Source organism: Pseudomonas sp. HN2-3 (genome assembly GCF_020691745.1).
Taxonomy (GTDB): domain Bacteria; phylum Pseudomonadota; class Gammaproteobacteria; order Pseudomonadales; family Pseudomonadaceae; genus Aquipseudomonas; species Aquipseudomonas capeferrum.
The window spans coordinates 442,062-456,721 of the sequence record NZ_CP085704.1 but is presented as its reverse complement, the minus strand read 5'-3'; the positions used below and the strand labels follow the sequence as shown (position 1 = coordinate 456,721).

11 protein-coding genes are annotated in these 14,660 nt (G+C 55.4%); 4 read left to right on the top strand and 7 right to left on the bottom strand.

The annotated features are described in order from the left end of the window. Positions 1 to 77: 77 nt before the first annotated feature. Positions 78 to 1,385 (top strand): DNA cytosine methyltransferase, encoded by a 1,308-nt coding sequence (locus LJX93_RS01965; RefSeq protein ID WP_227696705.1) that lies wholly within the window; start codon positions 78 to 80, stop codon positions 1,383 to 1,385. Here LJX93_RS01965 and LJX93_RS01960 read toward each other — a convergent pair. From LJX93_RS01960 to LJX93_RS01935, 7 genes are all read right to left on the bottom strand, one after another. After that, positions 1,335 to 2,258: a hypothetical protein gene (locus LJX93_RS01960; RefSeq protein WP_227696703.1), complete on the bottom strand. Its 924-nt coding sequence runs from the start codon at positions 2,256 to 2,258 to the stop codon at positions 1,335 to 1,337. The two genes, LJX93_RS01965 and LJX93_RS01960, sit on opposite strands and share 51 nt — an antisense overlap. After that, entirely contained in the window at positions 2,255 to 4,609 is a 2,355-nt protein-coding gene (locus LJX93_RS01955; RefSeq protein WP_227696702.1) for a sensor histidine kinase, read from the bottom strand. The genes LJX93_RS01960 and LJX93_RS01955 overlap by 4 nt, the downstream gene beginning before the upstream one ends. 181 nt (positions 4,610 to 4,790) lie before the next feature. Beyond that, a complete protein-coding gene (locus LJX93_RS27410; RefSeq protein WP_414004131.1) occupies positions 4,791 to 5,372 on the bottom strand; it encodes an HNH endonuclease in 582 nt (193 codons plus the stop codon). 423 nt (positions 5,373 to 5,795) lie between these two features. Continuing rightward, positions 5,796 to 7,088, bottom strand: coding sequence for a carbohydrate porin (locus tag LJX93_RS01950; protein WP_227696700.1), 1,293 nt, complete (start codon positions 7,086 to 7,088; stop codon positions 5,796 to 5,798). A gap of 117 nt (positions 7,089 to 7,205) precedes the next feature. Beyond that, positions 7,206 to 9,563, bottom strand: a complete 2,358-nt coding sequence (locus LJX93_RS01945) for a membrane-bound PQQ-dependent dehydrogenase, glucose/quinate/shikimate family (RefSeq protein ID WP_265106050.1) — start codon at positions 9,561 to 9,563, stop codon at positions 7,206 to 7,208. A gap of 425 nt (positions 9,564 to 9,988) precedes the next feature. Then, positions 9,989 to 10,660: a hypothetical protein gene (locus LJX93_RS01940; protein ID WP_033703068.1), complete on the bottom strand. Its 672-nt coding sequence runs from the start codon at positions 10,658 to 10,660 to the stop codon at positions 9,989 to 9,991. A 128-nt stretch (positions 10,661 to 10,788) separates the two neighbouring features. Beyond that, positions 10,789 to 11,343 (bottom strand): serine acetyltransferase, encoded by a 555-nt coding sequence (locus LJX93_RS01935; protein WP_095065467.1) that lies wholly within the window; start codon positions 11,341 to 11,343, stop codon positions 10,789 to 10,791. Positions 11,344 to 11,457: 114 nt separating this feature from the next. Here LJX93_RS01935 and LJX93_RS01930 point away from each other — a divergent pair, with 114 nt between their 5' ends. The 3 genes from LJX93_RS01930 (at position 11,458) to LJX93_RS01920 (ending at position 14,648) form a co-directional block, all read left to right on the top strand. Beyond that, positions 11,458 to 11,919, top strand: a complete 462-nt coding sequence (locus tag LJX93_RS01930; RefSeq protein WP_033703070.1) for an Lrp/AsnC family transcriptional regulator — start codon at positions 11,458 to 11,460, stop codon at positions 11,917 to 11,919. Positions 11,920 to 12,156: 237 nt separating this feature from the next. Next, positions 12,157 to 13,839 (top strand): flavin monoamine oxidase family protein, encoded by a 1,683-nt coding sequence (locus LJX93_RS01925; protein ID WP_047583699.1) that lies wholly within the window; start codon positions 12,157 to 12,159, stop codon positions 13,837 to 13,839. Between the two features lie 14 nt (positions 13,840 to 13,853). After that, the gene (locus LJX93_RS01920; protein WP_095065465.1) at positions 13,854 to 14,648 is read left to right on the top strand and encodes a carbon-nitrogen hydrolase family protein; all 795 of its coding nucleotides are present in this window, start codon (positions 13,854 to 13,856) and stop codon (positions 14,646 to 14,648) included. Positions 14,649 to 14,660 lie beyond the last annotated feature (12 nt).

The window sequence follows — 14,660 nt, the reverse complement described above, 5'->3', positions numbered from 1 at the left end:
CGCGACCTGGCTCTCACACCTTCAGCCGTGCATAATCGTCCCAATACGCCCACATTTTTCTGAGAAGTTGAGTTCCGATGCCAGCACCACTTGCCAAGCCATTGACGTTCATCGACGCCTTCGCTGGTTGTGGAGGTTTGTCACTCGGCTTGATGCAAGCGGGCTTGACTGGACGCTTTGCGATTGAGAGAGACAAATTCGCTTTCGCAACCCTTAAACATAACCTTTTGGCGAAGAACGGAAGACATTCATACGATTGGCCTCACTGGCTCCCTGCTGAAGCTATAGGTATCGTGGAGCTCTTAAATGACTATCGCGACTATCTAGAAGAGATTGCCGGAGGGGTCGACCTGCTCGTTGGTGGGCCACCCTGCCAGGGATTTTCTAGCGCAGGAAGACGACAGCATGATGACCCTCGTAATGAGCTGTTTGCCTCATATCTCAGCCTGGTAGATATAATAAAGCCACGAGCGGTCTTGATCGAAAACGTTCGCGGATTCACAATTGACTTTGACACTGGCGACGAAACCAAGAACTTCTCACAACTTCTAAGAGCCCAGCTATCCGACTCTTATACCGTTCACGAAAGCCTGCTCGATTTATCTGCTTTTGGTGTACCACAGGCCAGAACACGTTATTTTGTTCTTGCATTCCGTTCTGAACTGAATGTGCCTGATCCCTTTGATCATCTTCAGCGCTCCCTTCCATCGTTTTTACGCTCACTGCGCCTCACTGCGCCAGTATCATCAGGATCTGCCATTTCTGATCTTGAAGTTTCGAGAAACGGAAAACAGGAATCAGCTGACACCAAGGGGTTTGAGGAGACGCGATATATCGGCCCGCTTACTCATTACCAAAAATTGATGAATACAGGGTGTGATAGACCTTCCGACTTACGACTCGCGCGCCATGCGGAGCACATTGCACATCGTTTTTCGGAAATTATTGCACTCAGCCACGCTAACGGCCGTTTAAATACCAATATCGGTTCAGAAATGCGTGCCCGTTTCGGATTAAAAAAAATGGCGCTACGCGTCCTAGACCCAGATCGCCCGTCGCCGACAATCACAAGTATGCCAGACGATCTGCTTCATTACTCTGAACCACGCACACTCACAGTACGAGAAAATGCACGTCTACAGAGTTTTCCTGACTGGTATTCTTTCCAAGGAAAATATACCTCAGGGGGGCATCGACGCAAGACAGAAGTCCCACGCTTCACTCAAGTAGCCAATGCCGTTCCGCCTCTTGCGGCACGCGCAATTGGTGAGACACTGGCCGCTCTACTTAGTGACTCAACCAACACAGTCGACAATAAAAATTCAAATATTAACTTAGCTCTGCATACTATCCAGCAAAACGCGGAAATCTGTACGCAGATTTAGAATCAATTTACGTAACTCTCGCATTGTGTCGATGTCTACAATTTTCCCGGCATCGTCCACGACAGAGTTAGGTTTCCCATTGGGAACCAGTACTGCATGCCCGAGGGTATTGCGATTACTAATAACCCCATTGCGGTAATCGTTTACAGTCGTTATGCCAAATGCGTAGTCCCTAAAGTTATCCATACCAAGGACATGGGCGAGCATGCGAAGGCGGTGATCCGAAGTAAAGAGCATATGAGCTTTGAAAATAGCCTCAACACTCGGTTCACCCTTGAGCCTCTCGCCTTGTTTAGTGACATTGGCGACTTGTTCAGTAACTCGCCTAATTGCTTCCTGGACGAACACAACCCTCCCCGCTTCATCGAGCTTCTGATGGGCCAAGGCTAAACATGTGTTAACCATATAATCAATGTCGCTTGTCGCCCCCATAACTATTCCGCGAGTGTGGTCAAGATCAAGGACTTTCTTTATAAGAGAGTCGAAGACACCTATAACTTCATCAACAAGCTCTGCACGCCCCGCGCAGTAAACACCTTCGAGTTGCTTTAGATAAGCCTTTTCGCGCAGTTCTACTACGGTCAATTGACCGGAATAGAAGACAACATCTTTGTATTGGACAATCTGACGAATCCGCTCAATAGCATCTTCTCCGTGCTCATTGTTACCTAAGTCCCAGTCCACTAAAATCAGGTCAATTTCGTCGGTAAAAACCTCTTCAGAGATGGCGGCTTCCATTTGCGCAATCGTCGTACACTGCCGAGGTCTAAACTCGAAACCCTCAGCAGCCATTCTATGCTTAATACTTGTAATCTGCGCAGCCACCCGATCAGGCTGATCATCTACCCACAACACATTAAAGTCGAGTCTCACGCTTTTTTCCCCTTAGCGGCAATCTTGATGATCAGACCTAATCCTTTTTTTACGCTGTCATCGAGCTCAATACTACCGCCCATTTCTCCAAGAGCCTGCCGAACATGATATAGGCCTAGTCCTGACCCTAGCGTCGTTGTATAGCCCATCTCGAAAATCTGAGATCGATTAGTTCCAGCGGCCAGACCACGACCATTATCGCCAACGCTAATGACCAGTCCACTTTTGCCCTCTTGATCAAGAGAGAAATTGATACGGGTCGCTTTAGCTTTTCTAGCGTTACTTATAAGGTTATCGACGATAATTGAAGCATCTATCGGATTGAAGCGAAGCTTAATACCCGGATGATTATTTTCGGCAACAATTTGCAGCCTCGCAGTTCCTGTCGTCCGTGCGATTTGTTCTATATAGTCGTAAATAAACGCAGCGAGATCGGTTTCAATTTTTTCCGAGTCAAGCTTAAAATTAGCGCGAGCTGCAAACTTCGTTACCGACATGACCTTCTTATTCAGAAAAGCCATCTGCTCTAGAGTTTTAAGTACACTCTCACGAGGAATCATTTTTGCACTGGCAGTTTCCGTCAGGAAATTCTCTATCTGCTGGGCAATGTCTACCGCATAAATAGTGACCTGATGGTGCAAATTTAGAATCGTTGCAGAGTCCACATTGACAAAGGATTCCAGGAAGTGCGCCCGGCGCCGCTCCGTTTCTATCTCTGCCTCAGCAGTAACTGCGCGCCGATTTGCTGCCTCGGCAGCTGCAAGCGCCTGGTCGGCGACACGTCGGGCATCAGATTCCGACTTTTTCAAGTCGTCAAATCGGCGCTCGGCTAGGTCAATGCGGGCCAGCATTTGCGAGTCGTCGATTTTTTCTGCAATCGCGCGTAGACCCACCAAAGAGGTTTCAAAGTCACTGGATCGCTCATTGATCAAGTCTATGAGACGAGTGCTGTACTCAACCAAACGCACCTTATCGTTATCAACCAGACTAGCGACAGCCGCCGTTACTCTCGCCCGGCCGGGATCGGTCAAAAGCCTGGATAAATCATCCGTATTAGCGTCTGTTTTATCACCCCAAGACACCGGTACGACATATTTCTCCAGACGTTTCAAGCAGTGCTCCATCACCGCTTTTTGTAATTGCTCCACTGCTGGTGTTTCAATTAACCCTTGGTTTCGGCTCGAAGCCTCTTGGAAGTCCTCATCAGAGCCGGAGACATCAACACGTCCAATTATTTCACGCGTCCCCAAGAACCGCGCATAACCCTGCTGCTTACGACGGCTGAAACCAAACCAATCATCTCCATCCTCGCCAATAGGATAGACTCGAAAATTATTTCGAAAGAGAAAAACCGACCCAAACTGAACAGATGGGAGACCAACACGTCTAGCAAATGTAATCTTCGCAGACTGATTCAGATAGTATATTTCACATCTAAATTCAGCGTTAGACAGATATTGATATGGATTTGGCTCGACAATTCGATAAATCACCTCCCCCCGATCAGTCAGCGAGGTGTGTAACTCATCACCATCGATGGAAACTCGAATAAACGTGGTTTTATCCTGCAAAGTTGAAAAGATAAAATTGCCAATTCGACCGTTGACTAAGTCTTTATTCAGCACTCCTTCGCTGTCTTTGCCAACGCTTTTCGAAAGCCGCTTATCCTCAGACTTCTCGGCCGGCGCGGTGATATGGATACTAAAACCATCAGTCTCCTCACCAAACGGATTTATAAGTTTTGCTAGAGAAGCTTTCAAATCAAGAATACGCTGCCTTGGCCAAGGCCTCCTCAGTCGCGAAATGATAACCGCTGTACCGTGCTTTAGAGTCGAACAGAATGACTTAAGCTCACTCGGCAGATCAAAATCCGTCTGTTCAGCATAAAGAACAGGAATATTCTCAAATTTTTCCTTAGCATCTTGCTCGAATAAATCCCAATCAACCGTCAAGCGATTGACTGACTTGCTACGCCCTTTAGGACGACTTTGTATTATTACTTTTGCGCCCAAACGATCTGACGAGAAACGACCTATACCCTTGCTACCCGCATAATGGCGGCGCTCAGCGGCAATATTTCGATAGTCATCAACAGGACGATCACTGCGTTTCGCAGAGTATGCAACAAACAACCATTTCTCAGTAAGATCTTCATAAGACATACCGAAGCCATTGTCTGCGATGACAATAATATCGTCACCGAAGTACAACTGTACATCATCAGCCCCAGCATCGAACGAGTTCTTAACAAGCTCAAAAATCGCCACTTCGTCATCTGTGATAAGTTCACGCCCCAGCACTCGCTTGAGGCCAGTACTAACATCAAAGTGCAAGTCGTCCTTATCTGCCAATCTAGTCTTCCTTTCTGAGTCGTTAACAGCGAGGGATATTAGAGCCCGTTACGAAGTGGCTTACGGCGATATGATATCACAGGCATATACGTTGCCCCAGACCATTTCGGTGGAACCGCATACGGGGTACCGAGCCTGCACCGGGTCTGCTGCCGAAGCAGGCTATAGGCAGACTGGTCGATTACGATGGTGACCAACACCCACCCAGGTTTGCTCGAATGAGCGCTCTCACCATGCTCGGTGACGATGTCCGCCATACCTCATGAGCAATTTTCAGACGGCTATATTTGCTATCCCCCACAAATTGGCGCATGTGCTCGCATTGCTGGAGGCGCATGAAAAAGAACAGCATGTGATCATCAATGTAATAGAAGTCATCGTGCTCGTGACCTCGAGCATCCGCAGACTCTATCAAGCGATCTAAATAGACGAAAGAGTCATTCAGGTTATCACCACCCTGAGCATCCACTGGCAAATCTAGAAAAGGCTTCCCGTTGAATGTGGCGTGCTGCCGCTCATGACACTCATGGCAAAGCGTAATACCGTTGCCGGGCTGGAACGAGCCAGACGGGTAAAGGGTTTTGCGAAAAATATGATGAGCCTGGACGCGATCACTCGACGCACAAACCACGCATTGATACCCATCCCTGGCTTTGATAAATCGGCTCCACAGCCTCAGACACCAGGTATGCGACCGTCCACGCTTCAGAGCCAGGATCAATGTCACTTGCTTATCGATGAGATCCAGCCGATCTGCCCTCATAGCATTACTACCTCCCCCTGAAATTACCTGGGGGCATTCTGGCACTGCAAGCTTGTATTAACCGCATTCTGGAGCATGCGAAATTCGCGCCCCGCCATAGAAGGCCAATCCAAGTCGGGCTAGGAATCTGCGATTGACTCACCCTAATAGATCGGTACTCCTTGGGTACAGTGGCTAGCTTCACCTGATTTACCAAATCTACGCTCAACCCCTTGTATTGCATGGCCTCCAGCTATGCTAACCTACGCCAAGCTTTGAGTGATTTCTCTAGGCATACCGCCTAGCCCAGCAACTCATAATCCTTTGGTCCACGGTTCGAGTCCGTGTGGGCCCACCATATTCAAAGCCGCGCATTGCGCGGCTTTCTGCTTTTCGGGTTTATCCCACCCGTATCAGTCCGAGGTTGGGTCCGAAGGTAGACGGTTAAAACGTCATCTTGACCTGCAACCCAGCCGCTAGCGCATTGCCTCTTTGCTTGCCAAAGAAAGCCCCAGGCTCGATGTAGTACTGCACGTCCGGGCGCAGCAGTAGCCACGGTGTTACTTGTGCACCGTAATTGAGTTCCAGTACTTGCTCCCCGCTATCGAGCCCGGTAATGACGGCAGTGTCATCTGAGTAGGCCGCAGCAGCTTCCTGCACACCCCGCGTGCGCGGGTTGATAACGGCGCGGCCATAGCCAAAGGAAATGGAGTCTTGCGGGCGGCTGGCAAACGGCTTTTGTTTAACCAGGCCCAGCGAGTACCAGCGGCGCATTGGCGAGGTCGCGGCGTTGCTGGTGGCTGCTTGCCCGAACAACCTCAGCACACTGGCCGGGTCTTGCTCGTCGCGCCAGATCGCCTGATCCACCAGCAGGTAAGCGCCTGTACGGCTGCTGCTTTTGCCGGTGCCGCCAATCTTGGCGTAATCGGACGTGTCGTAGTACCAGCCAACTTTGTATTGGCCATTGAGGAATGCACGGTTATTGATGATCGCCTCCAGCGGCAAGATAGCGCCCGTCGTGCCGTTGCTGGGCATAGCGAACGCTTTGGAGACGCGCGCGTTGTACCCCGGGTTGACCTGGAACAGTGCCGTTTGCAGCGTCAGCGACGGGTTGACGTCATAGCGCAACTCGCCCCCCCAATGTGCGGTCGGGTAGTTGCCCCAGCCACTGCCGCTGGACATGGTCAGCGGATGCGCACAAAAGCCTGCACTGACAAAGTTGGCGAGGATCGGCATGCCGCCGAAATCGGTGCCCATGACCATGTAACCGAGCTTGGTGGACAGGTCTGGCGAGAACAGCGTGCGCTGGTAACTCAACTCGGTCAGCCGCGTATATTCGCCCCCGTAGACCTCTTGCGCGGACATGCGGTTGCCAATCAGGTCTTCGGTGGCGCTGTGGCCGCGACGATCGTTGAGCAGTACTTGCACGCGCCCGGCATCTGGGGTGTCGAGCAGTTTGCTCAAATCAAACTGAGCGCCCAAACGTATCTGTTGTGCATAGTGGGTACCGCGTTTGATACCGCCATGCAGGTTGGAAATGGTTTCCGAGGTGTAGTCGCCCGTCAGCTTGATACCCTGGTCTTCCAGCCTCTGACGCTGCCCGCCCCAGTTACCGGTGAGTGTAGGTTGGGTCATCAGGTGGGCAGTATCGGCCAATGCGCAGGGCAGTGGCAGAAGGCAAAGCGATAAACCGCTGCACAGGCTGCCGGCCAGCACGGCGCGGAGGGGTAATGACATTTTGCGCGGGTTCCTTGCTTGAGAAGTCGTTGAACAGTTCTGGCTTTTGCGTGATGGGCTGACTGGCGGGAAAAAAAATCCCCGCGAGCGGGGATTTTTCGTAGTGCACCAGAGCCGTTACGGCTTGCTGCCGTCAGGCAATGCGTAAGCGATGATGTAATCGCCCACATCTGGCGAGTGGCTCATGCCGCCAGCGGAAATCACCACATACTGCTTGCCGGTCGTGGGGGACTTGTAGATCAGCGGCGCTGCTACGGCACCTACTGGCAAGCGGGCCTTCCACACTTCTTTGCCGGTTGCCGAGTCGAGCGCACGCAGGTAGTAGTCCTGGGTGCCCGCGAAGAACACCAGGCCGGATGCCGTCGAAGTAGGGCCGCCGAGTGTCGGCATACCCAAAGGGATCTGCAGGTGCGTCTTGATGCCCAGTGGGCCGGTATCCTGAACCGTGCCCAGTGGCACCTGCCACACCAGTTTCTGGGTGTTGAGGTCAATCGCGCTCATGCTGCCAAACGGTGGCGTATTGCACGGTACGCCCAGTGGCGACTGGAGGATGTCGATCTTCACACCGCCATAGATGCCCGCGACCTGCGGCCGAATAGTGCCCATGAAGCCAGGCACCTCATCGATCGACACTTTGTACTTGCGGGTGTTTTCCTGGGTTACCAACGACATGCGCAGTGGCATGCGCATGTCGTTGACGAACATCATGCCGGTGTTTTCATCAATAGAAATGCCACCCCAGTTCATGCCACCCAACAGCCCTGGCCATTCGATGTACGGCTTTTCAGAGGGCGGTGTGAACGGGCCGACATACACCGAGTCCTTGAACATGATCCGGCAGTAGAGCTGGTCGAAAGTGGACACACCCCACATCGATTGCTCGGTCAGCGGGTCCGCGCCAATGACGGGCATACCCGCCGAGTACGGCTGGGTCGGTGACAGGTGTTCGCCTTCTGCGGCCGGTGAAGTGGGAACAGGGCGCTCCTGAACTTCAGTGACCGGCTGGCCAGTGCGGCGATCCAGCACGAAGATATGGCCGGTCTTGGTGGTCTGGATCAGCACCGGGGTCTTGGTGCCTTGGGCGTTTTTCATCTCGTACAGCACGGGTTGCGAAGGCAGGTCGTAGTCCCAGACATCATGATGGACAGTCTGGAAAACCCACTTGGCCTTACCTGTCGATGCATCGACCGCGACAATGGCTGTGCCGAACTTTTCTTTCACCTGGTTACGGTCGCCACCCCAATAGTCAGGTGGGCCATTGCCGGTAGGCAGGTAGACCAGATTCAGTTCTTTATCGTAGGTGGGAATGGTCCATACGTTAGGTGTTTCAAGCGCGAACTGATGGTCAGCCGCCGCAGTGTCGGTACCCTCAGGCGCACCGACATCCCAGGCCCATACCAACGAACCGCTCAGCACATCGAATGCACGCACGGCACCAGAAGGCTCGCCGGCCACGATGTCACGTACCCAGCCCCCCACCACTGTGAGGTGGCCCATGACCACAGGCAGAGACGTCGGGTGGTAGCGCTTGCTGTTTTCCGTTGGCCCCATGCCCTTCTTGAGGTCAACGTAACCGTCCTCGCCGAAGTTGGGGCAAAGGGTGCCGGTGTGTGCATCCAGGGCAAACAGCCGGGCATCGACCGACGATACCAGGATGCGCTGGCGGCATTGCTGGTCGCTGGCGTGAGAGGCTTTTACCTCGGCGCTGAGGCTGTCGTCCCGGTCGATGTCGTAATAGCCCACGCCACGGCAGGTCACATGCTCTTCGCTTTTGGCGTGAGGGTCGAACTTCCAGAGGGGTTTGCCGGTATCGCCATCAAGCGCGGTGATCAGGTTTTCCGGCGTGCACGAGTACAGGACGTTGCCGATCTGCAATGGCGTGTTCTCGTCGACACCCGCACCTGGGCCGCTGGTTCTGCGGCCGGTCCGGTAGGTCCAGGCAACTTGCAGGTCCTTGACGTTTTCCGGGGTGATTTGCGTGTAGGGCGCGAAGCGCGTGCCCGAGGCGCTGCGCCCAAAGAACTCCCAGTTTTCCGGGGCTGTGGAGGCAGCGTCTGGGGTTGTCAGGCTACCTGCTGCGATGGGGTTCGAGATGCCGCCATGTGGGAAGAAGGCGGCGATGAACGTGGCGATCAATGCCAGCAACAGGGCAAACCCGGAGCGATTGGCGGTTCGGCGTGTGCTCGAAGAGGTAGTGGGCAGTGCAGCGCCCACCCACAGGCTCAGGGTCAGGATGATGGCCGGGACCACCAGACGCGGCAGCAGTGGCCAGTAACTAAGTTGCCCCACTTCGTAAAATGCCCAGGCGCAGGTGGCCAGGAATATCAGAATCGAAAGTACAATACTGATACGCTTGCGCAAGCACACGGCTACGGCCAACACGGCGTAGGCAAGCCCCGCCAGCAGGTAGTAACTTGACCCGCCCAGTGCCAATAGTTTGCAACCGCCGTAAATCAAACCCAGCGCCACACACATTACAAGTAGCGCAAATAGCAGTCGAGCGGCACTGCTTAACGAGCGCCTCCCCGCGTTGGAACACGTGTCATCCGTCATGGTTGTGTAAGCTCTGTGGGTATATGCATGGTTGTTCCATCAGGGCGCAAGCACGCCGCCAGAGAAGTCAGGCTGCGCAGCCTGCCAATAGCAAGAATCGCCAAGATCATCAGCGTTAGATGAAAGGTCAGTTATTCAGGCAGGCCGCTAGAACGGCCCTGTTGGCACGAAACTTTGTAAAACGAACAATTATTCAACGTCAGCAACCTGAATACCGAGGTTTGACGTTGCTTAAATGATAAGTCCGACTATCCCCAGGATAAACCAACGCGTCTGCAACAGCTTTTATACGAACCTGTAACAATGACAAAGCCGCGCCATCGCGCGGCTTTGTCATTTCAACTTGGTCAGGCTTTGCAGATCAAGATTGCATCTTCGATACGGCAGCTTTCCTGTTTACCGTCATACCCCCAATGAATGGAGGGGAGCGGGCCGCTTGCCACAGAACTGCCATCTTCGTTGAACACTTCAATAACCGCGTTCCACAAACTTGTGCGAGGTGTTTCGCTGCCGGGGTCCAGGCATAACAGGTGAGTGATCTGGAAATCACCCTCGTTTTCATAACCCTGATAACCGACCACCATCATCCAGTGGCCACTGCCACCAGGCCAGCGCACCCCGATAATCGGGGCAGACATGCAGTCGATTGAATCCTGGACCTGTTGAACAATGTCTTTTTTACTGCCAGTAACGTACTCAGCGCCCACCCCCACACCACTGAAGCACTCGACCAGCCTCAGCATGTCCTTGTGGTCGGTGCCTTCTGAAACCAGTGCGCCCAAACTACGTATTTCGGAACGAAAACGCCCTTCGCGGCTGTTGCCATGCCAGAGATACATGTTCCTGGCTTCGCCATAACCCATGACGCCCAGGGTAATCAGGGCCATCACCACACTGTATGGGCCACACGCACCGTCCAGTCCACCTTGGCGCAAATGCACCAACTGACCGCCACGAGCATAGGTCAGCGGCCCATCCGGGGAGACCATCAACCAGGGGCTGACTGTCATCTTGTTCATAGCGCGAATCCTTGCATGACGTGAGGTTAAATCGCAGTGAGCGGGGCGGCGGAAGATATCAATCGGCCACCATTCCGTCCACGCAGATCAACCGGCCGGCAAGTTTGCTGAAGATCAACGACCAAGGATTACAGGGTGGTTACGCGCATTTCTGCTTGGCGGGGGTTGTAGAACGTGGTGTCAGCCGGAATATCGCGCATCACCAGCGACATGGCCCCAATCACCACGTTATCGCCAATGCTGATCCGGTCGGCAACAATGCAGCTGCTGGCGCCCAGGCTGACGTTATCGCCAATGCGCAGCGCATACGCCTGCAGCCCAAGGGTCTTGATGCCGATCGAGCAATTCTGCCGAATGAAGAAATTGCGCCCGATGCTCACGTGACGGGTAATCACCACGCCAGGCAGATGGGCGATGCGCAGCCCGGGCGCGATCTGTGCGCCGATGTCGATGTCTACGGCATACTTCAGATTAAGCCGCTGCTGCATGCGCTTGGCGTGCCGCCGGCCCAGGCCGCCTCGTGCATCCAGATACTGGGCCAGGCGGAAGGCGAAGAGAAAGCGCAGCTTGTTATCCTTGCGGGCGCGGCGCAGCACGTTGAACAGCAGGCTGATACGGCGCCCGGGCTTTTTCTTGTTGGAGACTTCCAGTCGCCAGCATTCGAGCAGGTTTGCGAGGTTCATGGCGTGGCTCCACTGCGTACGGCCTGCCATGATGCCGAAACAAAGCCAGCGACGCAGCCTTGCCCTGGCGGCCACTGGCTGGCTAGGCTAGCGGGCCCACTGTAGAGACTTGCCATGTCGGATGCCCGCCCCATCACGCTGGATGAAATCGATCGCCAGCTGATCGCCCTGCTGCAGATCAATGCCCGCGAAAGCGTTGCCACCCTCGCCCGCCTGCTCGGTATCGCGCGCACCACGGTCAACTCGCGCCTGGAGCGGCTGGAGAAGAACAAGGTGATCTCAGGCTACGGCGTGCGCCTTGGCCAGCACGTGATCGGGGGTGGTTTGCAGGCGTATGTCGGGATCAAAGTGCAGCCCCGCTCCGGCAAGGAAGTGGTGCGGCGCTTGAGTGCCATGGGGCAGGTGCAGCAATTGTGCGCGGTGAGTGGCGAATTCGATTATGTGGCCTGGCTGCGGACCGATTCGCCAGAACAACTGGACCAGATGCTCGACCAGATCGGCAGTGTCGACGGGGTGGAAAAAACCACTACGTCGATCATCTTGAGCAGCAAGGTCGACCGCGGGCAGCCGCTCTGAAGTGGCTGGCGATCAGGTTTACTGACTGGCGAGTATGCCTCCTGAACTGTGGATCATGCCGCCACGTTGACCTGTTTCGTCACAATGACTTTAACTGAATACATTTCGACTAAAACCACTACATTCCTCCAACACTCTGCACCTTAATTACGAACACCCCGCTCCCTAAAATGACCCCCAGGCATCTCCTATACTCAGGCTCCGCCCTCCGCGCAGCCCCTCTGGCAAGGTCACTTCATGAACAACAAGAACCGCCACCCCGCCGACGGCAAAAAACCCATCACCATCTTCGGCCCGGACTTCCCCTTCGCCTTCGATGACTGGCTGGAACACCCGGCTGGCCTGGGCAGCATCCCTGCCCAGCGGCATGGCGAAGAAGTGGCGATCGTGGGTGCCGGTATCGCCGGCCTGGTGGCGGCCTACGAGCTGATGAAGCTGGGCCTCAAACCAGTGGTCTATGAGGCCTCGAAGCTCGGTGGCCGGTTGCGCTCGCAAGCCTTCAACGGCACCGACGGAATCATCGCCGAGCTCGGCGGCATGCGCTTTCCGGTTTCTTCAACGGCCTTCTACCACTATGTGGACAAGCTGGGCCTGGAGACCAAACCCTTCCCCAACCCGCTGACGCCGGCCTCCGGCAGCACGGTGATCGACCTGGAAGGCCAGACCTACTACGCCGAGAAAGTCGCCGACCTGCCTGAGCTGTTCCATGAAGTGGCCAACGCCTGGGCCGACGCGCTGGAGAGCGGCGCTCAATTTGCCGACATCCAGCAGGCGATCCGCGACCGTGATGTACCGCGCCTCAAAGAACTGTGGAACACGCTGGTGCCCCTGTGGGACGACCGCACCTTCTACGACTTCGTCGCCACTTCGCGCTCATTCGCCAAGCTGAGCTTCCAGCACCGGGAGGTGTTCGGCCAGGTCGGCTTCGGCACCGGTGGCTGGGACTCGGACTTCCCCAATTCGATGCTGGAAATCTTCCGCGTGGTGATGACCAACTGCGACGATCACCAGCACCTGGTGGTGGGCGGCGTGGAGCAGGTGCCGCAAGGTATCTGGCGGCATGCGCCAGAGCGCTGCGCCCACTGGCCTGAAGGCACCAGCCTCAGCTCGTTACACGGGGGTGCGCCACGCACCGGGGTCAAACGCATCGCCCGTGCCGCCGATGGCCGGCTTGCGGTCACCGACAACTGGGGTGATACCCGCCATTACGCCGCCGTGCTCGCCACCTGCCAGACCTGGCTGCTGACCACCCAGATCGACTGCGAAGAATCGCTGTTCTCGCAGAAGATGTGGATGGCCCTGGACCGCACCCGCTACATGCAATCGTCGAAAACCTTCGTCATGGTCGACCGCCCGTTCTGGAAGGACAAAGACCCGCAAACCGGCCGCGACCTGATGAGCATGACCCTCACCGACCGCCTCACCCGGGGTACCTATCTGTTCGATAACGGCGACGACAAACCCGGTGTGATCTGCCTGTCCTACGCGTGGATGAGCGATGCGCTGAAAATGCTCCCGCACCCGGTCGAAAAGCGCGTGCAACTGGCCCTCGACGCCTTGAAGAAAATCTACCCGAAGACCGATATCGCCGGGCACATCATCGGCGACCCGATCACCATTTCCTGGGAGGCCGACCCGCACTTCCTCGGCGCCTTCAAGGGCGCGCTGCCGGGCCATTACCGCTACAACCAGCGCATGTACGCGCACTTCATGCAGCAGGACATGCCCGCCGAACAACGCGGCATGTTCATCGCTGGTGACGACGTGTCGTGGACGCCGGCCTGGGTAGAAGGCGCGGTGCAGACTTCGCTCAATGCCGTGTGGGGTATCATGAACCACTTCGGTGGCCAGACCCACCCGGACAACCCAGGCCCAGGCGATGTGTTCGATGAAATCGGCCCTATCGCGCTGGCCGACTGAAACAAGGAGGCGCCATGCGCATCGCTCTGTTCCAAGGCGCACCCAACCCACTGGACGTGCCAGGCAACCTGCAACGGCTGCAGCACCAGGCCCAACTGGCGGCTGAGCGCGGCGCTCAACTGCTGGTGTGCCCGGAGATGTTCCTGACCGGCTACAACATCGGCCTGGCCCAGGTCGAACGCCTGGCCGAGGCCAGTGATGGCCTAGCGGCCATGAATGTGGTGGAAATCGCCCAGGCCCATCGCATCGCGATCGTCTATGGCTACCCGGAGCGGGGCGATGACGGCGCGATCTATAACAGCGTGCAACTGATCGATGCCCAGGGTCGCAGCCTGTGCAACTACCGCAAGACGCATCTGTTCGGGGAGCTTGACCGGTCGATGTTCAGCGCAGGCGCCGATCACTTCCCGGTTGTGGAACTGGATGGCTGGAAAGTCGGCATGCTGATCTGCTATGACATCGAGTTCCCGGAGAACGCCCGGCGCCTGGCGCTGGCGGGCGCGGAACTGATCCTGGTGCCGACGGCGAACATGACGCCCTACGATTTCATCTGCCAGGTGACGGTACGGGCACGCGCACAGGAGAACCAGTGCTACCTGGTGTATGCGAACTACTGCGGGGCCGAGGATGAAATCCAGTATTGCGGGCAGAGCAGCATCATCGGCCCGGATGGCAGCCTGCTGGCCATGGCCGGGCGGGATGAATGCCAGTTGCTGGCGGAGCTTGCGCATGAGCGCGTGATAGAGGGGCGCAAGGCATTTCCCTACCTGACCGATTTGCGCCAGGAGCTGCATCTGAGTAAAGGCTGACCGGAGCCCCTC